Source organism: Vreelandella gomseomensis (assembly GCF_031451645.1).
GTDB lineage: Bacteria > Pseudomonadota > Gammaproteobacteria > Pseudomonadales > Halomonadaceae > Vreelandella > Vreelandella gomseomensis.
The window spans coordinates 208,849-230,192 of record NZ_JARWAI010000007.1 but is presented as its reverse complement, the minus strand read 5'-3'; the positions used below and the strand labels follow the sequence as shown (position 1 = coordinate 230,192).

The 21,344-nt window shown below is 58.2% G+C and carries 23 protein-coding genes and 2 tRNA genes; 17 read left to right on the top strand and 8 right to left on the bottom strand.

Annotated elements, in window-relative coordinates; genetic code table 11:
- Window positions 1–8: 8 nt before the first annotated feature.
- Complete coding sequence (locus QC815_RS11390; RefSeq protein WP_310539820.1) at window positions 9–3,692, bottom strand: ATP-binding protein; 3,684 nt, start codon at window positions 3,690–3,692, stop codon at window positions 9–11.
- A gap of 71 nt (window positions 3,693–3,763) precedes the next feature.
- On the opposite strand from QC815_RS11390, the gene QC815_RS11385 reads away from it, so the two are divergent.
- Entirely contained in the window at window positions 3,764–4,873 is a 1,110-nt protein-coding gene (locus QC815_RS11385; RefSeq protein WP_230447085.1) for a pyridoxal phosphate-dependent aminotransferase, read from the top strand.
- Between the two features lie 65 nt (window positions 4,874–4,938).
- On the opposite strand, the gene lhpI is transcribed toward QC815_RS11385, so the two are convergent.
- The 4 genes from lhpI to QC815_RS11365 all read right to left on the bottom strand — a co-directional run bounded on the left by lhpI (window position 4,939) and on the right by QC815_RS11365 (window position 7,349).
- On the bottom strand, window positions 4,939–5,874 hold the full coding sequence (gene lhpI / locus QC815_RS11380; RefSeq protein ID WP_230447086.1) for a bifunctional Delta(1)-pyrroline-2-carboxylate/Delta(1)-piperideine-2-carboxylate reductase: 936 nt from the start codon (window positions 5,872–5,874) through the stop codon (window positions 4,939–4,941).
- 1 nt (window position 5,875) lies between these two features.
- Window positions 5,876–6,232 carry a RidA family protein gene (locus QC815_RS11375; RefSeq protein ID WP_230447087.1) on the bottom strand — a complete coding sequence of 119 codons (357 nt, stop codon included), beginning with the start codon at window positions 6,230–6,232 and terminating at the stop codon, window positions 5,876–5,878.
- A 129-nt stretch (window positions 6,233–6,361) separates the two neighbouring features.
- The gene (locus tag QC815_RS11370; RefSeq protein WP_066321858.1) at window positions 6,362–7,129 is read right to left on the bottom strand and encodes a helix-turn-helix transcriptional regulator; all 768 of its coding nucleotides are present in this window, start codon (window positions 7,127–7,129) and stop codon (window positions 6,362–6,364) included.
- Between the two features lie 149 nt (window positions 7,130–7,278).
- Window positions 7,279–7,349: transfer RNA gene (locus QC815_RS11365), tRNA-OTHER, on the bottom strand.
- A gap of 144 nt (window positions 7,350–7,493) precedes the next feature.
- On the opposite strand from QC815_RS11365, the gene QC815_RS11360 reads away from it, so the two are divergent.
- Together QC815_RS11360 and QC815_RS11355 are read left to right on the top strand one after the other, a co-directional pair.
- Window positions 7,494–7,859 (top strand): type II toxin-antitoxin system RelE/ParE family toxin, encoded by a 366-nt coding sequence (locus tag QC815_RS11360; RefSeq protein WP_310539818.1) that lies wholly within the window; start codon window positions 7,494–7,496, stop codon window positions 7,857–7,859.
- Complete coding sequence (locus QC815_RS11355; RefSeq protein ID WP_310539817.1) at window positions 7,856–8,173, top strand: helix-turn-helix domain-containing protein; 318 nt, start codon at window positions 7,856–7,858, stop codon at window positions 8,171–8,173. Before QC815_RS11360 ends, QC815_RS11355 begins: the two co-directional genes overlap by 4 nt.
- A 19-nt stretch (window positions 8,174–8,192) precedes the next feature.
- On the opposite strand, the gene QC815_RS11350 is transcribed toward QC815_RS11355, so the two are convergent.
- Both QC815_RS11350 and QC815_RS11345 read right to left on the bottom strand, forming a co-directional pair.
- The gene (locus tag QC815_RS11350; protein WP_310539814.1) at window positions 8,193–8,843 is read right to left on the bottom strand and encodes a DUF2726 domain-containing protein; all 651 of its coding nucleotides are present in this window, start codon (window positions 8,841–8,843) and stop codon (window positions 8,193–8,195) included.
- A 64-nt stretch (window positions 8,844–8,907) separates the two neighbouring features.
- Window positions 8,908–9,192, bottom strand: a complete 285-nt coding sequence (locus QC815_RS11345) for a hypothetical protein (protein WP_310539812.1) — start codon at window positions 9,190–9,192, stop codon at window positions 8,908–8,910.
- A gap of 117 nt (window positions 9,193–9,309) precedes the next feature.
- On the opposite strand from QC815_RS11345, the gene QC815_RS11340 reads away from it, so the two are divergent.
- The 11 genes from QC815_RS11340 to QC815_RS11295 all read left to right on the top strand — a co-directional run bounded on the left by QC815_RS11340 (window position 9,310) and on the right by QC815_RS11295 (window position 18,394).
- Window positions 9,310–9,519, top strand: a complete 210-nt coding sequence (locus QC815_RS11340; protein ID WP_233337329.1) for a MerR family transcriptional regulator — start codon at window positions 9,310–9,312, stop codon at window positions 9,517–9,519.
- The gene (locus QC815_RS11335) at window positions 9,519–10,187 is read left to right on the top strand and encodes a hypothetical protein (RefSeq protein WP_310539809.1); all 669 of its coding nucleotides are present in this window, start codon (window positions 9,519–9,521) and stop codon (window positions 10,185–10,187) included. The genes QC815_RS11340 and QC815_RS11335 overlap by 1 nt, the downstream gene beginning before the upstream one ends.
- Before the next feature lie 376 nt (window positions 10,188–10,563).
- Complete coding sequence (locus QC815_RS11330) at window positions 10,564–10,887, top strand: hypothetical protein (protein ID WP_310539807.1); 324 nt, start codon at window positions 10,564–10,566, stop codon at window positions 10,885–10,887.
- Between the two features lie 11 nt (window positions 10,888–10,898).
- Window positions 10,899–10,997, top strand: coding sequence for a tail virion protein G7P-2 (locus tag QC815_RS17385; protein WP_422828716.1), 99 nt, complete (start codon window positions 10,899–10,901; stop codon window positions 10,995–10,997).
- A 109-nt stretch (window positions 10,998–11,106) separates the two neighbouring features.
- A complete protein-coding gene (locus tag QC815_RS11325; protein WP_310539805.1) occupies window positions 11,107–11,367 on the top strand; it encodes a major coat protein in 261 nt (86 codons plus the stop codon).
- Window positions 11,368–11,428: 61 nt separating this feature from the next.
- Window positions 11,429–13,192, top strand: a complete 1,764-nt coding sequence (locus QC815_RS11320; RefSeq protein WP_310539803.1) for a hypothetical protein — start codon at window positions 11,429–11,431, stop codon at window positions 13,190–13,192.
- The gene (locus tag QC815_RS11315; RefSeq protein ID WP_310539801.1) at window positions 13,193–13,543 is read left to right on the top strand and encodes a DUF5455 family protein; all 351 of its coding nucleotides are present in this window, start codon (window positions 13,193–13,195) and stop codon (window positions 13,541–13,543) included. It abuts the gene before it with no gap.
- Complete coding sequence (locus tag QC815_RS11310; protein WP_310539799.1) at window positions 13,543–14,598, top strand: zonular occludens toxin domain-containing protein; 1,056 nt, start codon at window positions 13,543–13,545, stop codon at window positions 14,596–14,598. The genes QC815_RS11315 and QC815_RS11310 overlap by 1 nt, the downstream gene beginning before the upstream one ends.
- Window positions 14,579–15,973: a secretin N-terminal domain-containing protein gene (locus QC815_RS11305; RefSeq protein WP_310539797.1), complete on the top strand. Its 1,395-nt coding sequence runs from the start codon at window positions 14,579–14,581 to the stop codon at window positions 15,971–15,973. Before QC815_RS11310 ends, QC815_RS11305 begins: the two co-directional genes overlap by 20 nt.
- Before the next feature lie 67 nt (window positions 15,974–16,040).
- Entirely contained in the window at window positions 16,041–17,333 is a 1,293-nt protein-coding gene (locus tag QC815_RS11300; RefSeq protein ID WP_310539796.1) for a hypothetical protein, read from the top strand.
- Complete coding sequence (locus QC815_RS11295) at window positions 17,333–18,394, top strand: phage integrase (RefSeq protein WP_310539795.1); 1,062 nt, start codon at window positions 17,333–17,335, stop codon at window positions 18,392–18,394. The genes QC815_RS11300 and QC815_RS11295 overlap by 1 nt, the downstream gene beginning before the upstream one ends.
- Window positions 18,395–18,411: 17 nt before the next feature.
- Here QC815_RS11295 and QC815_RS11290 read toward each other — a convergent pair.
- Window positions 18,412–18,498 (bottom strand) — tRNA-Leu (locus tag QC815_RS11290).
- Between the two features lie 113 nt (window positions 18,499–18,611).
- On the opposite strand from QC815_RS11290, the gene queA reads away from it, so the two are divergent.
- From queA to yajC, 3 genes are all read left to right on the top strand, one after another.
- A complete protein-coding gene (gene queA / locus QC815_RS11285; protein WP_310539793.1) occupies window positions 18,612–19,643 on the top strand; it encodes a tRNA preQ1(34) S-adenosylmethionine ribosyltransferase-isomerase QueA in 1,032 nt (343 codons plus the stop codon).
- Window positions 19,644–19,704: 61 nt separating this feature from the next.
- Complete coding sequence (gene tgt, locus QC815_RS11280; protein WP_479694313.1) at window positions 19,705–20,823, top strand: tRNA guanosine(34) transglycosylase Tgt; 1,119 nt, start codon at window positions 19,705–19,707, stop codon at window positions 20,821–20,823.
- A gap of 68 nt (window positions 20,824–20,891) precedes the next feature.
- Window positions 20,892–21,218, top strand: a complete 327-nt coding sequence (gene yajC / locus QC815_RS11275) for a preprotein translocase subunit YajC (RefSeq protein WP_230447090.1) — start codon at window positions 20,892–20,894, stop codon at window positions 21,216–21,218.
- Window positions 21,219–21,344 lie beyond the last annotated feature (126 nt).

Sequence of the window (21,344 nt, the reverse complement as noted above, 5' to 3'; positions counted from 1 at the left end):
CATATCGCTCATACCGGCACCTCCTCATGGCGGGCCTTGAGCCGCTCGGCCAGGCGGCTCTGGCGGGGCTCGATGCGTTTTAGCCGTCGTTTGGCGGGGTCGTCGGCGTCGCGGTCGATCAGGTAGCGGTTATGGAACAGCAGCAGCACGTCGGATTCCGGGTTGGGGAAGGCGCCGACAATATGAATCTGGTTGCTGTCGCAGGCGTCGAACAGCTTTTCGACGTTGTGGTAGGCCAGCGTGCCGATCTCGTCGATGGGCCAGTGGATGGCGATCGCCGCCCGGCCGCGCAGCAGGCGGGTAAAGGCGAGCAGGAACTTGCACAGAATCAGATACGCCATGCCGTGGCTGGACGATTCCAGCAGTTGGCGGTCGTTCTTGATGATCAGGTCGGTGCCGCCTTCGTTGAGGTGCAGCTCCAGGCGCAGCAGGCTTTCAAAGCTGTACTGCTGGTCGCTGCGCAGCAGATCGACCACGTCCGCCAGGGCGTTCAGGTAGTCGTCGCTGGGCAGGGTCTGCTCGGAGTCGCGCCAGGCCTTGTAGCGCTGGGCAAACAGCTTGAGCGGCTCCCAGAAGCCGAGCTCGTCGATGGTCGACTGGATACGCACCTCGGCCTTGCTGATGCCGTCCAGGCGCAGGTCGTCAGCCACCTCATCCGAGAGGCGCTTGCTCTGGGCGCTGATGCGGCGGTTGAGATCACGGAACACGGTGAAGAACTTGTCCAGGTCGTCGCTGAGATTGCGCCCCTGCTGAATCAGCTGTTGCTGCTGGTCTTCCAGCAGTTTGAGCATGCCGCCGAGCAGCGGCAGCAGCGCCCGCGGGTCGTCGGGGTCGGCGAGTCGGGCGCGCTCGCTTTCCAGCGCATCGACAAAGCTGGTGCTGGCCCCTTTGATCAGCTGGCTCTCCGCTTCCTGGCAGCCCTTGCGCAGCGTGTCGCGTTCCTGGGCCCGGCGCGCGAGTGCCTGACGGGTGCGCGCCAGCCGCTCGGCGACATCGCCGGGGGCGTCCTGCTGGGGCGTGGCGTCCGAGGTCAGGGTGAGCTCACCGAGCTGCTTGAGCAGCGGCTTGAGGTCGTTGAGCACCTCGTGGCTTTCGCGGCGTTTAGTTTCAAACGCGGCGACGTGCTGCTGGTGGGCGGCCTTGGTGGCTTTGAAGGCCTGCTGGTGTTCCTCACGCTTCCGCTGGGCGGCGTCTATCTCACGGCTTAAGCGACCCTCCTGCTCGACCAGTTCGGGTTTGCGCTGCCCCCAGCTTACGCGCATAAAGCGCTTGTAGGCGTCCAGCTCGTCCTGACGGGCGGCGGTGTGACGGATGTGTTCGTCCAGTTGCTGCAGCCGGGCGCGGGTATCCCGCAGTTTTTCCGGATCGACGCCCTGGGCTTTCAATTCCTGGTCGAACGCCTCTTCCAGCTCTTCGCACTGGCGCTTGTGCTCGGCTTTCTGCTCGGTGAGCTGGGTTTTGTACTGCTGAATCTGCCGGTTGATGGACTCCAACTGGCTTTGCGCGTCCGCTTTTAGCTCCAGAAGTTCTGCCTGGTGGGCGGCGTTGAGCTTGTCCAGCGCGGTCTGGCGTTCGTCGCGCAGGGCTTGCTGCTGCGCTTCCTGTTCTGCCAGGGCAGTCTCCTGCTCGGCCTTGCGCTGGCGTTGCGCCTCGGCATGGCGCGCCTGGCACTGGCGGCGGGCCTCCTGGGCGTATTCGACTTCTTCATCGGCACGCTTCACCGCCAACTGGGCCTGGCTTAGCGCTTCATCGGAGGCCTGGACGCGCTCGTTATGCCGTTTGAGCTGCTTTTCGCTGTTGGCAAGCTCGGCCTCGGCGCGCACCACGGCGTCATCCGCCGCTTCAATGGCGGCGAGCAGGCTGGCTTCATCCTGGGCGTAGTCCGGCGGCTCGATCAGATGGGTATCCAGCACCAGGCCGTAAAGGTCGTCGCTGGGTTGCTCGGTCAAGGTCGGCGACAGGTCACGGCGCTCCAGCAGTTCTGGGGCGATCACCTTACCCAGCCGCTGCTCCCATTCGGGCAGGTGGTAGCGCAGGAAATGGCGCAGCGAGCCTTGGGCGGGGTCGCGCTGGCGGTGCAGCGCCTGGCTGGTTTGCTGGGCGCGGGTCAGCGTCCGGCGTGCATCTGCGTGGGTCTGCTCGGCATCGTCACGCTCGCGTTTGAGGCTATCCAGCTCGCGGCGCTGGCTTTCCCGCTGGCTACTGGCGGCGTTGTGGTCGCTTTGCGCCTGATCGATCCGCGCCTGAATCAGGGCGGCCTCTTCGCTTTCCTCCGCCGTGGGGCCGCTGTGGCTCAGCGCGGCTTTCAGCGCTGCCAGCCGCTCAACCCCCTGGTTGAGGCGTTCCTGAAAGTCGGCTTCTGTCTCTTCGCGCTGGGTCTGGTAGCGGGCGTCCAGGTGGCGCTGGGCCTCCCAGTGGGCTTCCTGATGCGCGGCCTTTTCTTCGTTGAGGGCATCGACCAGCCCCTGGATCTCTTCGCTTTGGCGGGCCAGCGCTTCGCCCAGCTCGCGCAGCCGCTCTTCCTTGCGGGCCTGGCTTGCCTGCACGGCCTCTTGCAGGGCGGTCAGGTGGCTTTTCAGTTGCTCGAACTGCTCACGTTTTTGGGGCAGCGCGTTGAGGTCGCGCTCAAGGGCGGGCATGTCTGCCGCCTCATAGGCTTCATACTGGTCCTGCAGGTCGCTCAGGTCGCGCTGGGTTTGCTTGAGGCCGCTTTCCAGCTCGCTGAGCTGCTCGTTCAGCTCATCCCGGGCCGCTTCGTAGGCGTTTTTCTCGGCGTCGAATGCTTCTTGGCGCGTATTCATATCGGCTTCGGCATCGGCCAGGGTGCGCTCGACGTGGTGACGGTCGGCTTCCAACTGCGGTTTCAGCTGCCACAGTGAGGCCTCCACATCCGCCAACTCGCGGTCAACGTCGTGCAGCTTGGCAAGCGAACGTTGCAGCGGCTCCAGGCGCATGGACTGGCGCATCTGGTCAATCCACTCCCGCGCCTTGGCGCTGCGGATGCGGGTCACGGGCAGCTCGACACCGTCCTCTTCAAAGATCGCCGCCAGCATGGTCTTTAGGGTATCCATCTTGCCCTCTTTGGCGTGCACCGCCGAGACCAGCTTTTCGATATGGCGGATACGATGCTCGGGCTTGACCAGGCTGAACTGCGCGGCCATCTGGCGCAGCTTGAGGGCATCCTTACGATTGCCGTGGGGCATGATGCCGGGCGTGGGGGTAAAGTCGTTCTGGATCACCGCGCGGTATTCAGAGGTGGCCGTGAGCTTGGACGAAAAAGAGATATTTTCGCGGCGTAAAACACCCAACCACTGGGCGTACTCCAGCGCCACGGCGCCGTCTTCCCCCTCCATCAGATAATCTTCTGGCCGGTAAGGCGCGGCGACGAAGCGATATTCCACCCCGCCTTCCGATTTGCGGGTCAGCACCACCTGGCAGATATTGCCCGCTTCGCGGCGGTATTCGTAGACCAGGTAACTGTTGCGATGGGGCAGGTAAAACGCGTCGAACTTCATGCGCGTCTTGGGGACGACTTTATTGGGTAGCTCGCCGTAAAACACCGGCACCAAGCGCTGAAGCGTGGTTTTACCCGAGGCGTTGGTGCCGCAAATATTAGTGTGGCCGTCCACACTCAGTTCGACCACGCCTTCCAGGTGGCCGTGAATCATCACGATGCGTAGCAGGTGGGCCATGCCGTATCCTTGGACAGGTTTTTTCGTTGCAATGTTAGGCTACATTCTACGTTATCTCATTTGGAGACGTTATGCCCCGCTACCCCGAACACTTAACCGGCGAAGGCCCGCATAACCCCTTCCCGGGCATCAAGGTGCTGGAGCGCAAGCTTGGCCATGCGATTCCCTACCAGATGGGCTCCAACGAGGGCCTGGACATGCCCCACCGCGCCCTGCGTAAGCACTTTGGCGATGCCCTGGCCGCGCACGTTTACAGCTACGGCGATGCCGAGGCGTTGGGTATACGCAAGCGCCTGAGCGCCCAGCAGGGCATGCCCTTGGAGACGCTGCTGGTGGATGCCGGCGCCGACAGCCTGATGGCGCTGGCCCTGCGTACCACCTGCGAACCCGGCGAGACGGTCGTAAGCACCGCCGGCACCTACCCCACTTTTGGCTATTTCGCCAAGGGCCAGGGCTGCCAGCTGATCGAGCCCAGCTATTTTGAGGCCCCGGGCGTGCTGGCCCCGGACCTCGACGCCCTGGCGAAGGCGGCGCAGGATGCCGATGCGCGGCTGGTCTACCTGGCCAACCCGGACAACCCCAGCGGCCACCTGCACAGCGACAGCGCCATTCTCAAGCTGCGCGATGCCCTGCCCGACACCTGCTGGCTATTGCTGGACGAGGCCTATGGGGACTTCCGCGATGACGCGGGGAGCGAGTTCACCACCCGAGCAATTCCGGGGGTGATTCGCCTGCGCACGCTGTCCAAGGCCCACGGCCTGGCGGGGCTGCGCATTGGCTACGCGATTGCCGAGCCCGACGTGCTGGCGATGATGATGAAGGTACGTATTCACTATGCGGTCTCCACCTTCACCCAGGCCGCTGCCGAAGTGGTGCTTGACCATCCTGACGAGGTGAACCAGCACGTTACCGACGTGAAAGCCCGCCGTGAGCAGCTGGCAGAGCACTTCCGCGCGCTGGGGGCGGACGTTCTGCCCAGCGCCACCAACTTTATCGGTATTCGCCTGCCCAGCGCCGAACTCGCCGCTGAGGTGCACCAGCAGCTGCTCGCCGACGGCGTGCTGGTCGCTCGCCTGGCGCATCCGGCGCTTGCCAACGTGATACGCATTACCGCCGTGCAGACCGCGTTGGAAACGGGCAGATTGGCGGCGCTCGAAAACGCCATCCAAGCGCAGGCCTGATTGAGGAGCCTACGCATGGATGACGAGGCGAGCGAACAGATTGACACATGGATAAGCCCGCTAACCTAGTGCGGCAGCGACTCCCATACCTCAATGGCGGCGGCGAGATCCTCGAGCGAGGCGCCGACGGATTTGAACAGGGTAATCGCCTGCGGCGACGAGCGGCCGGGCTTGGCGGCTGTCAGTACTTCGGCAAGCTCGGCCTGAATCTGGTCAAACTGAAACTCACCTTCGTCAATCGCCTGAAGAATATCGCCCGCTTCGCCTTTGGCGCCGGCGTAGGTATCCACAAACACCTCAGCGCGACGCAGGCACAGGGCGTCGGTTTCGCGCATTTGCGGGCGAAACGCACCGATCAGGTCCAGATGCGTGCCAGGGGTAAGCCACTCGCCCTTGATCAGCGGCTCGATGGAGAGCGTCACGCAGCTGATGATATCTGCCTCGGCCACGGCATCCACCAGGCTTTCCACCACCTGGGTCTCGAAGCGCTCGGCGTACTCGTCGGCAATGGCTTCTGCCTTGCTAGGGTTGCGCCCCCAGATCAGCACCCGTTTGATGGGGCGCACGCTGGCGTGGGCTTCGATTACCATGGGGGCGAGCTTGCCGGTGCCGACGACCAGCAGGGTCTCGGCGTCGTCGTTGGCAAGCGCCTGGGCGGCCAGCGCGGAGGCAGCCGCCGTGCGACGCCGGGTGAGCTCGCTGCCGTCGATACACGCCAGCGGCCGGCCATGCTGGCCCTCGCTGAGCAGGTAAAGCCCGGAAATCGCCGGGATACCGTGGTCGGCGTTTTGCGGAAACACGTTGACCATCTTGACGCCGATGTAGCCTGCCGCTTCCCAGGCGGGCATCAGCAGCATGGTGGCTTCGCCATCCGGCCGGTGCATGGCGTGGTGGTGACGCGGCGGCGACTCCACGCCCTTCACAAAGGTGGTCTCCAACCGCTTGATCAGGCCGTCCCAGCCGAGCGTGGCGGCGACGTCTTCAGCAGAAACAACCCGCATCTCAGGCCTCCGGCAACGCGGCGATGACCATGATTTCCACCTTCCACTCGGGCTTGGCAAGTTTGGCCTCGACCGCAGCGCGCACCGGCGGACGCCCCGGCACCACCCAGGCGTCCCAGGCGGCGTTCATCTGGTCGAACTCGTCCATGCTGGTCACCCAGATTTGCGCTGAAAGCAGATGCTCTTTGGAGGTACCGGCCTGGGACAGCAGCTGATCGATGCGTACCAGTACTTGCTCGGTTTGGCCGCGCATATCCGCCGAGGCATCCGAGGGTACCTGGCCCGCAAGGTAAACGGTGCCGTTATGAACCGCTACTTGGCTCATCCGCGCATTGCTGTCTTGGTAGGTAACGTTCACTGGGTCTCTCCATCAAAAAGGCTTCTTCAGAGACTAGAACGCTATTGGGCAAATTACTTGCCCGACACTGCGGTAAGTTTGCCCGTAAGTCATGCAAACCGGTTTAAGGTGGCCGACTCCAGGAAACGCTTACCTGTCAGACGAGGGTGAGATCTCAAAATAGCGCCGATATGCGCGGGAGAAGCTGCCCTGGTCGCGAAAGCCGACCAGCATGGCGACATGCCCCAGGCTAAGCGTGCTGTGCCGCACCAACGTTCGAGCGTGCTCCAGGCGCCGACGCTGGACATACGCCAGCGGCGTCACGCCGGTCAGCTCGCGAAAACAGGTGTGGAAATGCCCCGGGCTCAAGGCGCAAAGTGCGGCTAGCTGCTCCACGCGGATTTCATCGGCAAGGTGCTGATCCAGCCAGGCATCCAGACGGGCGAGATCGAGGCGTTCGCTGATACAGTGCTGTCCCAACTGCTCAACGGCTTCAGGCCTGGCGTCGTGCAGATACATCGTCAGCGCGCGCAGCAGCAGAATGGCGATTTCATTCTGCAGCCCGGGGCACTGCTCGAGCTGACTAGCCAGGGCGTGGGTAAGCTGATTTAACGCCGGGGGGACGCTGAAAAAACGCGGCCTATCGAACAGGCGCTCAATCTCGCTGCCTTTTTCAAGCGTGGCCAGTTGAGCCACGGGAACATCCAGCACCAAGGTCCGGTTACTGCCATCGCCCTGGTACTCGTGGTGGCGCGAAGAGGGAATCAAACAGCCACGCCGGGCTGTCACTCTTTCCCCTCGCCCCTCCATCGAAAGCTCCGTGACACCACAGGTCGCCAGTATCAGCTGATGGAAATCGTGGGTATGGGCCACCTGCTCCTGGGATAAGTTGCGGCTATGCAGCTCAAACAGTGCCATGGCGATACCGTCTTGCGTCGAATACTCGCTTCAATATAAAACGCCAATGCGGCAAAAAGCGAGGGGCCCCATTCCCCATGGATCCGCTGACGCTTTTCACTCGGCATAAAAAAAGGGCCCAGCGATGAACGCTAGGCCCTTAATAAACTTGGTGCCGGTGGCCAGACTCGAACTGGCACGCCTGTTACAGCGGCGGATTTTGAAGCCTTAGCACACCGGCTCACTGTGGCATACTGAACTGATTTTAAAGCTTTTTAACCTCGAAAAATGCTCGTTTTGGCTCGTTAAAGCTGAGTTATGTTGTCGCAATGTGGACACATCGCGATCACTTGCTATTATTATCAAATAGGTATAGATTTCTTACATGGATAGTCAACCACCAAAACCCTTGCGTTGGGTCGCTAGCTCCAAAAAAGACCTCCAGGCAATGCCTGAGGAAGTAAAGGATGTTTTCGGCTTCGCCCTTCACCTTGCCCAGGTAGGCTCCAAACATTCGCAATCCAAGCCACTCAAGGGCTTTGGCTCAGCTGGCGTTATTGAGGTCGTGGAGGACTATCAGGGTGATACTTACCGGGCGGTTTACACGGTTCGCATCCAGGAAGCGGTATACGTACTTCACTGTTTTCAAAAGAAGTCATCCAGTGGGGTCTCTACACCTAAACCCGATATAGAGAAAATCCGTGATCGATTGAAAGCGGCTGAAAAACACGCCAAGGGGGGAATCCAATGATTATTGAAGATAGCACTGGCAACGTTTACGACGATATCCACAGCCATGACGCCGAAGAAATGCTGATTAAGGCACAGCTTGCCGCCAAGATCGGTGAGGTGATCAAGCATCGTCGATTGACGCAAACCAAAGTATCCGAGCTGACTGGTTTGCCGCAGCCTAAAGTTTCAGCCCTTCTCAAAGGTCAGTTTCGCGGGATTAGTGAATCCAAGATGCTCGACTGTCTAGCTCGCTTGGGTCGTGATGTGCGCATTGTGGTGGGCCCAGCTCGCCCTCGGTCGAAACCCGGTCACGTACAGCTTGAGGTGTCTTAAACGGTTAGCCTATTTTATATCAAGAAACAACCTCTACTCTCTTATTTTCATGATTTAACTTAATTCTTTTTAAATCAAGTCCAGCATCTTTACAGACTGCGTTTAAAATGCGGTCTCTTCTAACTCTATCGGCTCGCTCGTGGCTAGCGTCATCAAGCTCTAGCGCACAAAAAATACTAAAATCACTTTTATCACACATCACATAATCAAAGTGCCATTGAGATAACTGTCTAAAAAGCGCTTTGTACTCACCAGTCCAAGTGTAATATTTATTCATATTAGGCTGTATAACATCCACCACTCTCACTTGGGCAAATATATAATACTCGTCTCCGTATCCTTTTTCTAATATTTTATAAACATGGCGCTCGGTCTGAGTCATTAAGAACTCATTTCTCTTATAAGCACCACCTTTTTCTATCAGCTTTTCTGTGAAAGAGCCATCTTCCTTACTAACTTCATCTTTTTTTATTTCTGGCTGTTTTCTATTTGAATGGTAATACCTTTTTTTATTTTTTTCATCACCATTCAAACCTTCAACAAAGGCTTTTATAAAACCTTTTACGGTGCTTTTAAAAAAAAACACCTTAACAGCTTCTAGAGCAACCGCGCCTAACACAAAGGTGAGAATTAAAGGCGTTAGTGCACCTAAGATATTAACATCCTCCACTTTCCCTGCTCCCCTTATCCACAATGCCTTCCTCCCTGGAACCATCTATCCACAACGTTTTGCGCTAGTCGGTATCCGTCCCTGTTTTCTTCAGCGTCCGGCGTGCCCTTTCTAACTCGGGGCTTACCTGGCCACACGTCTCATCCGTCTGCCCTGTCATCAACCAGAGCGTGTACTTGGGCCACTGCTGGCAAATAGCTTGTAATAGGTCACCTTTCGGCACCCTGCCTGTTTGTTCAATGCCTTCTAATGTTTTTTTCGCAATTCCAACAAGTTGCGAAAACTCCCCCCTTCCCGAAGTTTCCACTTCACGAATTTCACGAATTTTTTGGGCAAGTTCGCTTGACATATACTCAACTCTGAGTAACCTTAAATATAGGTATACTTGTTATAGGGTACACCACGCTTATGAACCTCTTATAACGATACCAGAAATCACCAACATGCCACAGCGAGCAGGTACAGCATGGAAACGAGCAATTCGCCCCACGTCCCCGCACCCCAGGTGCCCGTCATGACGGTCGAGCGTTTCTCCGAGCTATCCGGACTTACCCCCGACACCGTGCGGGGTCAGCTCAACCAGGGGAATCTCCCGCTTATTAAAGTGGGTCGCCGTCGTCTCGTTAATGTCGCGCTCTTTACCGCTGAGTGCCTTCAATCGGAGGACTGGCACTAATGACCGCTATTGCTCCTATCGCCACGCTGGCAACGCCATGCACGCTGTTAGACACCGACGACCTCACCATCGCCACACAAAAGCTGTTGCTCGATGGGGAAGCCGTACCGGATAGCGTTGTCCTTCATCACCACAACGCCACCAGCGGCGGCTTTTACTTTCTCTCGGTACCCGCTGCCCACTTGCTCGTTCTCGACCTGGACGACAGCACCATCTTACGCATGGCCGACATTGACCACGGTCAGCGTTACAGCATCGCTTTTAAGCACCTGCAACACGCCCTGGCCTACCTCGCCAAGCACTACGGCCTAGCCCTGGCCGATGACCGCGCGCCCAAACCTGCCGACGCCTCCCCTTGTCCCTCGGCGATTGTGGTACCGGCGCATCTATCCACACCCCCACGGCTAACCCGCCGTCCGTTATCCACAACGGCCTTTAGCCCTATTGGAGTTATTCACATGAGTAAAAAACAGCCCATTCGGGTCTTCCTCGACCAGGAGATACACAGCCGGTATCTCATCCAGGCAGGCACCAACGGCCTCACCCCCTCCGCCCTGGGGGAACGCCTGATTCAAAGCGGCCTTACCCAACTGGAACGCGGCGACAAGGCACCGCTGGATGCACCGGCCGGTGATGCCTCCCCCGCTCCCCACGGCAACGGGGCCTGATCCTGTGTCCCCTGCCCGTCATCCGTCGCCCGTCGGTCGCACGGCTCCTCGAGTCCGCCCCGGCGCGGCTGTCACACCCGAGGCACGAGCGGTTGACAGCCGTGCCGGGGTGGACTGCCGTGCAGAAAGACCAGAGGGCCACGGAGGGCGGGCAGGGGACTCCCCCTGCCTCGATTCCCGAGCTCTGAGGGAGCGGGGCCAGCGGTGCCTGCATGGCCGGGACTATGCACGCGCCGCGACGTACTACGCCCAGGCTGAACACCTGACGTTACTACTGGACGGTGTGACCCCTGACACCACTGAGCTAGCCGTTCTCGCGGACTACTGCCTAACCCAAGCCGCCAGAACCCAACGCTAACGAAAAGGAACCCTAACCATGATCAACACCATTCAAGCCCACGTCATCGGCGCATCACGCTACAGCATGGACAACGGCGTCAAAGGCGCAAAAGTCACCATCATGCAGCCCTCAGCACCCGACAACGAAAACCAGCTGGGCAATCAGGTCAGCACCATGTCCGCGCCCTATGAAATTCTCGACCAGCTGCACGCCTTCGCCCCGCACATGCCGTGCCCGCTGGAACTCGATATCGAATTTCGGTCATCCGCTGGCAAAGCCACCATGCACGTCCTCGCCGCCCGCAAGCCAAGCGCGGCCGGTAGCCAACAGCAACCCGTCGCCAGCGGCGACAAAAAATAGGATTTTGAGCCATGGACACTAACGAAATTTCCAGTCTGTGGCTCCTGGTTTATTGCGTCGGCCTCGTCCTTGCCTTCGGGATCGGCGCGATAAATGGGGGGCAACGATGAACGAGCCAAGCCTGACGTTTGTTGTTAGTTCCCTTTTCACGTCCTACGCCCTCGGGTGGGCGTTTGGGCACATCATTCTATCTGTAAAACGCTTTATGGAGTCTGTCTCATGACCCTTAACACCATCGCACAACACGTAAAACAAGCCGCTACCGACACTCGCGGCAAAGTGGCTGGCGGTGCTGCCCTTCTGGTCGCGTCAGCCGCTGCCCATGCACAAACAGCCCCTACCGGCGCAGAAGCGGCCTTCAATGAGGTGCAATCCGCCGGGGCGGATATGGCCGGTTACGCCTGGCCGGTCGTCGCCTCCATCACCGCCGCATTAATCGGCATCAAGCTGTTCAAGAAGTTTGCTAACCGCGCTTCTTAACACGATGCCTGACGTAATCATTGAGGGGCGGAAACGCCCCTTTTTCAATAGCGAGGGGAACATGATTAAAAAAGCCGTTTTACTACTGCTCTTAGCGCCTTTTTTAATGGTGTTTTCTCCAGACGCCTTGTCTGATGATGAGTTAGCACCTATTGATATCGCTAGTAAATACTACGATGTTAATGTTTCTAGCTGGACTTCTATTGGTCCTTCTTATTTTTGTAGAAATTTTAAAGACCCATCATGCCCCAGCTCAATAACTTCAAAAATGTCATCTCTTACCTCAGAGAGTAAAGCTTACACGTTAAGATGTTCACCTGACGCATTATTTCCCGATGAATTTAGCTGCTATATATATTCAAAGAACATATCTGATCTTACTGATTCTGATTACAACAACCCTCTTCACAATGTTCCTTATAGTGATGATAAGTGTTCAAACTCAGATGGCACCTCATACACTACCACTAACGCTGGCGTTGCTAATTACTTGAGCAATGGTGGTTCAGTCAGAACAAACAACGGTGCTTGTTCTGTAACGGCTGGTGGCGGCGTTACGGCCTGCTCTGGCACCGATGATGATATTACTTGTTCTTTTCCTATTGAGTCAGAATCTACAGGGAAACGTAGCCAATGGGGAGGAACCATAGAAGGCGGACTTGATGGTTCAGGGACTTTTTCCGTTATTGATTTTAATACACCTGAATATTTAGAACCGTTACCGGGGGGATGCTCTGATTCATCCAGTTGCGTCACGATCGGCGACACTGACTACATGGTGGATTGGGAGTCTGCTCCCGATTATTTCTCTTACGTCGATGACAATGGAACTGTCCATTCCAAACCGTCCAGCGGTGGCGGTTCTGGTGGCGGCAATAATGACGATGGCGATACTGGCGGCGCCGATCCAACCGACCCCGATAACCCCGACGACGATAACGGCAGCGGTTCCGGTGGTAATGACTCAGGCGGAGGTGGCGACGGTTCTGACGATGATGACTCTGATAACGGCGGCGGCTCTGGTGGCGGCTCAACCGTTCCCGACTTCGAGTTCGATGAATCTGGGATTATCGAAGCCATTGGCTCCGCTGGCCAATCCAATCAAGACGCTATCAATGCGCTTTCCAACGATGTCACCAGTTCACTGAATAGCCAGACCAATGACCTCAAGGCGGCGACAGAAGCACAAACGGAAACCCTGACCGACGCCATAAAGGGTCAAAGCGATGCCATCTCAGATGACCTCGAAAGCTTAGGCGATACCGTCACTACCGGCATAGACGAGGCAATAGGCGAACAAACCGAAGAGGTTTCCGGTTTATTTGAGGGCCTGGGTAAATCACTGACCAGTGCGTTCGGCCTTAACGTTTGCTACGAAGAGGATGGCCCTACCGAAGAGGGTCACTCGGCGGCCACCGATGACAAAGGTCTTCTCGGGTGCATTCAGCAAATTGGTAAAGGCATGATGAAAAACCTTGCTAACCGACTTACCGAAGACCTGGGCGATGGCAACGACCTGTTCGATTCTTCCAGCATGGACGACACCCTGGACGGTGTCAGCGAGGAAGAAGCCGAGTACGGCGACGAAGTACGCGGTTTGATGGACGAAATTGGCGAAGCCGAATCCTCAAGCATCGCGGAACAAGTCACCTCCCGCCTGCCCTCGCTCCCCTCCGGCGGCTGCACGCCCATGCAGTTTGGCCCCATGGAAATTTCCTGTCTTGCGTTCACCACCATTCAGCAATGGCTGACCTGGATCGTCTATTTCTGGACGGTCGTTAGCGTCGTGGACACCTTCTTCCGCTCCAGTCAGAGGACCGCATAAATGGCACTCCCCGCACTACTCGGCATGGGCGCGATTATCGGCTTTATCTCCCGCGTCCTGGAATGGTTGATCACCCGCATCGCCGCCCGCTTTACCAACCGCCTCGCGGGGATGCTGGTCTGGACAACGCTCTACATCACGCTCCTGGTCGCTCTGGGGGGCACCCTGGCCGCGATTATCAACGGCCTGAGCGCAACCCTTCCATCAGAGCTTGCCCAGGGCATCGGTGCGATTAAACCCAGCAACTTTGAAGCCTGCATGGCGGCGATTTACAGCAGCAAGATCGCCGTGTGGGTCTTCCAGCAGAAAAAACAGCTGATCGACTGGGAGCAAGGGAGGCCCGTTCTCTAATGGCCGTCTACGTCGTCACCGGCAAACTCGGGGCCGGTAAAACCCTGGTCGCCGTCGGCAAGATCAAGGACAAGCTGGTTCAGGGCTGCAAGGTCGCCACCAACCTCGACCTGAACCTGGATCAGCTAATCGGCGAAAAGGCCAAGCAAACCCGCTGCTACCGCATCCCCGATAAACCCGTGCTGGCCGATCTTAAAGCCATCGGCACGGGTACCGACGATTACGACGAAAACACCAACGGCCTCTTGGTGCTGGACGAATGCGGCACCTGGTTCAACGCCCGTTCCTGGAACGATAAAAGCCGCCAGGACGTGATCAATTGGTTTCTCCACGCTCGCAAGCTCGGCTGGGACATCATCTTCCTGATCCAAGACGTCACCATCATGGACAAACAGGCACGCCTGGCCCTGGCCGAACACGTGGTGTACTGCCGTCGCCTGGATCGCGTCACCGTCCCCTTTGTCGGCGCGCTTTATTCCCTGTTCATGGGCAAAAAAATGCCGCTCCCCAAGGTTCACCTGGGGATCGTCAAATACGGCGACTCGCCCCAGAGCCTCACCGTGGAACGTTGGACGTACACCGGCCGCGCCCTCTACCCCGCTTATGACACCAAGCAAGCCTTTTCCGACCACTACCCCCACGGCACCTATTCCGTGTTGCCGCCCTGGTACACCCACGGCATGTTCCGCGTGCCACGGGATGCGAGGTTCTACATGAAGATGACACGCATCTACTGGAAGCGTTTTAACCGTCCGTTTCTCTCCCTGGCATCGTTTGCCCTGGGCGTGTTCCTCACCGTCTCGGTTCTGGTGGCCGACCGCGTGGATGCCCGCTCCCAGGACGACACGCCACCCCCTGCACTACCCGACCTGAGCAACACCCGCATCGCCAGCTTTACCCAGCTCGGCGAGCAAATTACCTACCGCCTCATTGATAGCGACCAGCAGTCCCTAACCACCGACGATCTCGCCCGCCAAGGCTTTCGCATCGTCCCCGTTAGCGCCTGCCTTGTTCGTGTAGAAAATGGAGTCTCCCATGCTGAAATTCGCTGCTAACACCATCGCCGGTATCACCCTGGCCACCCTGTCGATCACCGCCCACGCCACGCCTGTGCAAATGCAGGACACCGATATTCGGGAGTTTGTGCGCTGGTACGTCGAGCAAACCGATACACCGTTGGCCATTCACCCCAAGGCCACCGGTACCTTGACCGTCTACGCGCCCGACGTGGCCGACCATCAACTGGATGAGTTCTTCCAGGGCGTGCTTAACAGCCACGGTTACACCATCCTGCCCGGCAATCCGCCCACGGTAGCCCCCAGTAGCCAGGCGTCCACGGCTCAACGCGCCGACGGCCCGACCGATCCCCGCGACGTGATCGCCTCACCGCCCACGTTAGAAAAGCCACCCGAACCCCAGGCCACCCACCTGTTCCCGTTCGATAACGTGCGCGCCGACGATATCGCCCCCTTGATCACTAGCTTTTTAACGCAGCAATCAGGGGACGCTACCCAGCCGCATGTTCAAGTGCTGCACGCCTCCAACGCGGTACTGGCGAAGGGCCCAGAGAAGCAACTGGCCCAGCTCCAAGACCTAATCCCCGATATCGATGTGTCACACCCGCAAATCTTGATTCAGGCGGTAATTTTCGAAACCACGGACGGCGACACCTTTGATTTAGGCGTGTCGCTTGGCAAGGCCACCGGTGGCGACGTGGCAGGCGGTTTCAACACCGATAACCTCGGCACTTCATTAAGCGGTACCGGCGGCACTTTCGGGATCTTCGACGGCAATGTATTAGCGTTTGCCATTAACGCCTTGCAGCGTGATTCCACCTCCAAGGTGTTATCCACACCCCAAATACTCACGCTCTCCGGCAAGCGCGGCATTATCTCCATCGGCCAGAATGTCCCCTTCGTCACCGGCCGCGTAACGGGCGAATCTGCCGACATCGATAACCCCTTCCAGACCATCGAGCGCCGTGATGTGGGTATCCGCCTGAACGTCCTGCCGGTGGTCACGGCCTCGGGCCTGGTGATCATGGATATCACCACCTCCGCCGACTCGCTTACCGATTCCCTGGTGGCGTCTGATATCATTACCAACCAACGGCAAATCAATACCACCGTTCAAATCCGTTCCGGCCAAACCCTCTTACTAGGCGGCCTCTCGTCACAGGACGACCGTTCCCAGGTCTCCGGCGTGCCAGGCTTATCAGAGATCCCCCTTGCCGGACGGTTGTTCAAGAACGAATCCACCAGCGCCCAACGCACCAACCTCCATGTGCTGTTACAGGCCACGGTGCTCCCTCGTTTTGATGCCAACCAGCGCGTCACTGACCAAAACGCCACCCAATCCGTGGCCGGTCTCGTGGCAACTCGCTGGTATCAAGAGGTCGAGACCCGCCCTGTAACACGTCTCGCAGAGTGACAACCAAACCCGAGTTATTGGCTCACTAGAGCACGTTTCAGCATTTTGAAATTTAAGGAAGAAGCTCATGGAGCGTTGGAACCGTTATTCGATTGCTTCCCTTCAAAAAGGCGAGCAAGACCCGTTTGGAAAATTGTTAATCAGCTCGGCGGGTCAGCGTGAGTTAGACAACCTTCGCTTGCTCAACGCAGGCGTGGACACGGTACGTCAGCTGTACCAGGGGAAGCCTTGCCTGTACCAGTTCGATGAGATCATCAGGGTCTACAACGAAGGCAAAGGGGCCACCATGGACTTGTTCGACGTCACATGGTCAGTCGGGGCCGGCGCAGCCGGTTCAGGCTTCCGCTACCGCCTCCAGAACAACGAGCTTGGCGTGATCGTTTTCTTCCAGGCACGGCATACCAAGGTGGAGAACATCGGCACCCACCTGAAAATTGAGCTTTCCCCGCACTTCATCCAGGAGCGCAGCCCCCAGCAGTGCCAAGACTTCATGTACAACATCGCCGCGCACATGCTCGCTTACGTCGAGCCGGTCGGCTGTGCGATTCACCTGGCGCTTGACGTCCAGGGCTGGGAACCGCCCACCGACTTCATGCAGCGATTCGTGACCCGCTCCAAAAAGATCATGCGCATCGACGGCATCGAAGACCTGGAGTTTGCCCACGGTAGCATTGCCACCACCTACGGCCGCGGCGAAACCTACATGTTCGGAACGGCAGGGGCGCTGCAATGCGCGATTTACAATAAGACCCTCGAAGCCAAACACCGCGACAAGATGCACTTCTGGGAAGGCATCTGGAAACACGCCGTCAAAGATGATCTGAGCCCCGCTTATGACCCTGAGCAAACCGTATGGCGTATCGAGCTACGTTTTCATCAATCCGTGCTGCGGGAGTATGCCCAGGGCGTGCCATGCAACGTTGATACCGGTGAAGTCCTGGACGCCTCCCACGGTTTTAACCGCTTCATTGACGTGGTACCCCACCTCTCCGGTCTCTGGCGAACCGCCATGCAGTCCTACCGCCTGGACACGCGCCGCAACCTAATCGATCCCGCCTGGCAGGTCATGCAGGAAGACGCCCGTTTCTACTGCCACGAACCGTCATTCATGTACAAACGTGCGCGCAAAGCTCCAGGCATCGGCAACGAAAAGAACGTCACCCTGGCCTTTGGCAACCTCATCAGCATTTACGCCCGCCAAGGCTTTCGTACCCACGAAGCCGTCCGCTACCTCCAACGCTCCGGCATGTGGGAAGACCTCGCCGAATACTACCGACGAAGGGGCGTCGACTCCGGCCAATTCCGGCAGATCGTGGAACAGAAGCTGATCGAGCGACGATTGGTAGGGAAGGCAGCGTAATGGCCATCAAGAAAGTCAAAAACGGCTGGCATGTCGATGTTCGTCCCAACGGTGTGGGTGGGAAACGGGTTCGCAAAACCTTGCCCTCACAAGCCAAAGCCAAACGTTTTGAAAGCTATGTGCTTGGCCAAGCGGCTATTGGTGAACCTTACGAACCAAAAAAGCGCGACAAACGCCGCCTGAAGGACTTGATCCAGCTTTGGTATAACTACCATGGGATATCCCTCAAGGATGGTAACCGGCGTTACTCTCAGTTGAATGCCTTGGCCGATATGATGGGCAACCCGCTTGCCACCACGATCACCCCTGCAGACGCGACACAGCTTCGGCAAAAGCGCCTAGAAGCGGGGATTACCCCGAACACCGTCAATCACGATCAGGCGCATTTGAGGGCCGTTTTTAATAAGCTCATCAAGCTGGATGAGTGGAGCGACGGAAACCCCTTCGCCAAAGTCCAACCCCTACGCTTGAATGAAAAGGAACTCTCGTACCTCACCCCTGAGGATATCAGTGCCCTTTTCAAAGCCCTTGACGAGTCAAATAACCCCGATGTACGGCTTATCACTCACTTGTGCCTTGTGACAGGTGCTCGATGGAGTGAAGCCCAATACTTACGCGCTGAAATGCTACGTAATGGCCGTGTCACTTTCACTGGCACCAAAAACGGCAGAAATAGAACCATCCCGCTTCCCCAAGAGCTCTATCAAGCGCTATTAGCACACGGCCCCAGAATAGGAAGGCTATTTCCTAACCCAGCCTACAAAGCGTTTTCCACAGCCATTTTAAAAGCGGGTATCACCTTACCCACAGGCCAACGTACCCACGTTTTACGCCACACCTTTGCGTCTCATTTCATGATGAACGGCGGGGATGTGCTGACGTTACAAAAGATCCTGGGGCATCAGACCATTTCCATGACAATGCGGTATGCCCACCTGTCACCCGACCACCTAGCCGACGCGATTAAGTACGCGCCGAAAATTACTGTGGACAAAAAGTGGACACAAGAGGAATTTCAGGAAGAAAAAACAGGAATTTCAGACATAAAAAAAGGCACCTAAGTGCCTGATTTAAAAGATGGTGCCGGTGGCCAGACTCGAACTGGCACGCCTGTTACAGCGGCGGATTTTGAATCCGCTGCGTCTACCAATTCCGCCACACCGGCAATGGCTGCGCATTATACGTAGATCGCCTTCTAGGTCAATCACATTGACTGACTTTATCCACACAAAGCGCTATCCTATGACGCCCGTTTGACTACCGGAATAGAGCTTTCACATGCAGCGCGCGGATTTTCACTTTGAGCTACCCGACGAGCTTATCGCCCGTTACCCGTCCGAGCAGCGAAGCGACTGCCGTCTGCTGTGCGCGGATGGTAGGAGCGGCGCGCTTGAACACCACCGGTTTACGGATTTGCTCGAGCTCCTCGAGCCCGGCGACCTGCTGGTGTTCAACGACACCCGGGTGATTCCGGCGCGCCTGCACGGCCAGAAGGCCAGCGGTGGCAAGGTGGAAATGCTGCTGGAACGCCCGCTGGATGCCCACCGTGGTCTGGCCCACATCCGCTCGAGCAAGTCGCCCAAGCCGGGCACCGAGCTGATCTTCGAGGGCGATATTCACGCCGTGGTGGAAGGCCGCCGCGACGCCCTGTTCAAGCTGCGCTTTCTGGGCGAGACGCCGATGATTGCGCTGCTCGAAGCCCACGGCCATATGCCGCTGCCGCCCTACATTACCCGCGACGACGAGCTCAGCGACCGCGAACGCTACCAGACCGTGTATGCCAGGCGCGACGGCGCAGTGGCCGCGCCCACCGCAGGCCTGCACTTCGACCAGCCGCTGCTTGATGCGCTGGCGGAGAAAGGCATCAATAGAGCCTTCGTCACGCTGCACGTAGGCGCCGGCACCTTCCAGCCGGTGCGCGTCGACAATATCCTCGAGCACCACATGCATAGCGAGTGGATCGAGGTGTCTGAGGCGACCTGCCGGCAGGTTCGCGAGACACAGGCGGCAGGTAAACGCGTGATTGCCGTGGGCACCACCAGCGTGCGCTGCCTGGAAAGCGCCTGCATGAAAAGCCCGGACGGGCAGATTGCCCCCTTCAGCGGCGACACCGATATCTTCATCTATCCAGGCTATGAGTGGCGCTGTGTGGACGCGCTGATCACCAACTTCCATCTGCCGGAATCGACGCTCTTGATGCTGGTCTCCGCCTTCGCGGGCTACGACACTATTATGCACGCCTATCAAACGGCGGTTGACGAGCGCTATGCGTTTTTCAGCTATGGCGATGCCATGCTGCTGACCCGCTAACCCTTTTTTTGCGTTGCAACCGCTTCCAGAACGAGTAACCACCATGCGAAACGAATGCTTTATGCGCTTTGAGCGCCTCGCCGACGATGGACGCGCACGCCGGGGCCGCCTCCACTTCCCCCGCGGCACGGTGGAAACACCGGCGTTCATGCCGGTGGGCACGTACGGCACGGTCAAAGGCATGACGCCCCAGTCGGTCAAAGACATCGGTGCCGAGATCATCCTCGGCAACACCTTTCACCTGTGGCTGCGTCCCGGCACCGACGTTATCGACGCCCACGGCGACCTGCACGACTTCGCCCAGTGGGACAAGCCGATCCTCACCGACTCCGGCGGTTTCCAGGTATTTTCGCTGGGCGAGATGCGCAAGATCACCGAGCAGGGCGTGCATTTCCGCTCCCCGGTGGACGGCAGCAAGGTGTTCATGGGGCCGGAGGAATCGATGGCGGTGCAGCGCTCGCTGGGCTCTGACGTGGTCATGATCTTCGACGAGTGCACGCCCTACCCGGCCACCTTTGACGAAGCCGAAAAGTCGATGGAGCTCTCGCTGCGCTGGGCCAAGCGCTCGCGGGAGGCTCACGGCGACTCCCCCTCGGCGCTGTTCGGTATCATTCAGGGCGGCATGCACCCCGCGCTGCGCGAGCGCTCGCTGAAGGGACTGATCGACATCGGTTTTGACGGCCTGGCAATCGGCGGGCTGTCGGTGGGCGAACCCAAGGATGAGATGATCAAAGTGCTCGACTATCTGCCCACGTGGATGCCCGACGACACGCCCCGCTACCTGATGGGCGTCGGCAAGCCCGAAGACCTGGTCGAAGGGGTGCGCCGCGGCGTGGACATGTTCGACTGCGTGATGCCCACCCGCAACGCCCGCAACGGCCATCTGTTCACCGCCGACGGCACCATCAAGATCCGTAATGCGGTGCATCGCTATGACACCCGTCCTCTCGAAGAGGCCTGCGACTGTCATACCTGCCAGCATTTCTCGCGCGGCTATCTACACCACCTCGACCGCTGTAACGAGATGCTGGGATCCATGCTCAATACCATCCATAATCTGCGCTACTATCAGCGTGTGATGGCTGATTTGCGCGCGGCAATCGAAGCGGGTACATTGACGACCTTTGTGGAAGGCTTTTACGCTCGACGCGGTCTGCCGGTGCCTCCCCTCGCGAATTAATCAGCGCCCGTTCCGGCGGGTGCTTTAATCTGCTCAATCATTGAGTTTTTAACCAGGAGTTCTCTGCAATGCTGGATTTCTTCATCTCACCAGCCCATGCCCAGGAAGCGGCCGCTGGCGGTGGTATTGCACAAATCGTGATGCTGGTCGGTTTTGTGCTGATTTTCTACTTCCTGCTCTGGCGTCCCCAGGCCAAGCGCGCGAAGCAGCACAAGCAGTTGATCAGCAATCTGGACAAGGGCGATGAAATCGTCATTGGCGGCGGCATGGTCGGCCGCATCACCAAGGTGAGCGACGAATTCCTGACCATGGAGATCGCCGAAGGCACCGAAGTCAACGTGCAGAAAAACGCCGTTGCCACCGTACTGCCCAAGGGCACCATCAAGTCCATCTAATGTAATGTAGTACCCCTGCCTGAATGCCAGCCATCCCGGCAGGGGTGACATGGTATCAACGATGGTGAACCTTGCCGTGCATGGCTGATCCGTGCACGGCATTCCGTTTGTAATTGAAGGCAGGGC

Coding starts and splice junctions, on each gene's coding strand:
- QC815_RS11325 (WP_310539805.1), top strand. CDS start 11,107: ATGACCCTTAACACCATCGCACAACACGTAAAACAAGCCGCTACCGAC.
- QC815_RS11320 (WP_310539803.1), top strand. CDS start 11,429: ATGATTAAAAAAGCCGTTTTACTACTGCTCTTAGCGCCTTTTTTAATG.
- QC815_RS11390 (WP_310539820.1), bottom strand. CDS start 3,692: ATGGCCCACCTGCTACGCATCGTGATGATTCACGGCCACCTGGAAGGC.
- QC815_RS11370 (WP_066321858.1), bottom strand. CDS start 7,129: ATGGCACTGTTTGAGCTGCATAGCCGCAACTTATCCCAGGAGCAGGTG.
- QC815_RS11295 (WP_310539795.1), top strand. CDS start 17,333: ATGGCCATCAAGAAAGTCAAAAACGGCTGGCATGTCGATGTTCGTCCC.
- QC815_RS11330 (WP_310539807.1), top strand. CDS start 10,564: ATGATCAACACCATTCAAGCCCACGTCATCGGCGCATCACGCTACAGC.
- QC815_RS11355 (WP_310539817.1), top strand. CDS start 7,856: ATGATTATTGAAGATAGCACTGGCAACGTTTACGACGATATCCACAGC.
- QC815_RS11345 (WP_310539812.1), bottom strand. CDS start 9,192: ATGTCAAGCGAACTTGCCCAAAAAATTCGTGAAATTCGTGAAGTGGAA.
- QC815_RS11360 (WP_310539818.1), top strand. CDS start 7,494: ATGGATAGTCAACCACCAAAACCCTTGCGTTGGGTCGCTAGCTCCAAA.
- QC815_RS17385 (WP_422828716.1), top strand. CDS start 10,899: ATGGACACTAACGAAATTTCCAGTCTGTGGCTCCTGGTTTATTGCGTC.
- QC815_RS11300 (WP_310539796.1), top strand. CDS start 16,041: ATGGAGCGTTGGAACCGTTATTCGATTGCTTCCCTTCAAAAAGGCGAG.
- queA (WP_310539793.1), top strand. CDS start 18,612: ATGCAGCGCGCGGATTTTCACTTTGAGCTACCCGACGAGCTTATCGCC.
- QC815_RS11305 (WP_310539797.1), top strand. CDS start 14,579: ATGCTGAAATTCGCTGCTAACACCATCGCCGGTATCACCCTGGCCACC.
- QC815_RS11315 (WP_310539801.1), top strand. CDS start 13,193: ATGGCACTCCCCGCACTACTCGGCATGGGCGCGATTATCGGCTTTATC.
- QC815_RS11335 (WP_310539809.1), top strand. CDS start 9,519: ATGACCGCTATTGCTCCTATCGCCACGCTGGCAACGCCATGCACGCTG.
- yajC (WP_230447090.1), top strand. CDS start 20,892: ATGCTGGATTTCTTCATCTCACCAGCCCATGCCCAGGAAGCGGCCGCT.
- QC815_RS11385 (WP_230447085.1), top strand. CDS start 3,764: ATGCCCCGCTACCCCGAACACTTAACCGGCGAAGGCCCGCATAACCCC.
- QC815_RS11340 (WP_233337329.1), top strand. CDS start 9,310: ATGGAAACGAGCAATTCGCCCCACGTCCCCGCACCCCAGGTGCCCGTC.
- QC815_RS11310 (WP_310539799.1), top strand. CDS start 13,543: ATGGCCGTCTACGTCGTCACCGGCAAACTCGGGGCCGGTAAAACCCTG.
- tgt (WP_479694313.1), top strand. CDS start 19,705: ATGCGCTTTGAGCGCCTCGCCGACGATGGACGCGCACGCCGGGGCCGC.
- lhpI (WP_230447086.1), bottom strand. CDS start 5,874: ATGCGGGTTGTTTCTGCTGAAGACGTCGCCGCCACGCTCGGCTGGGAC.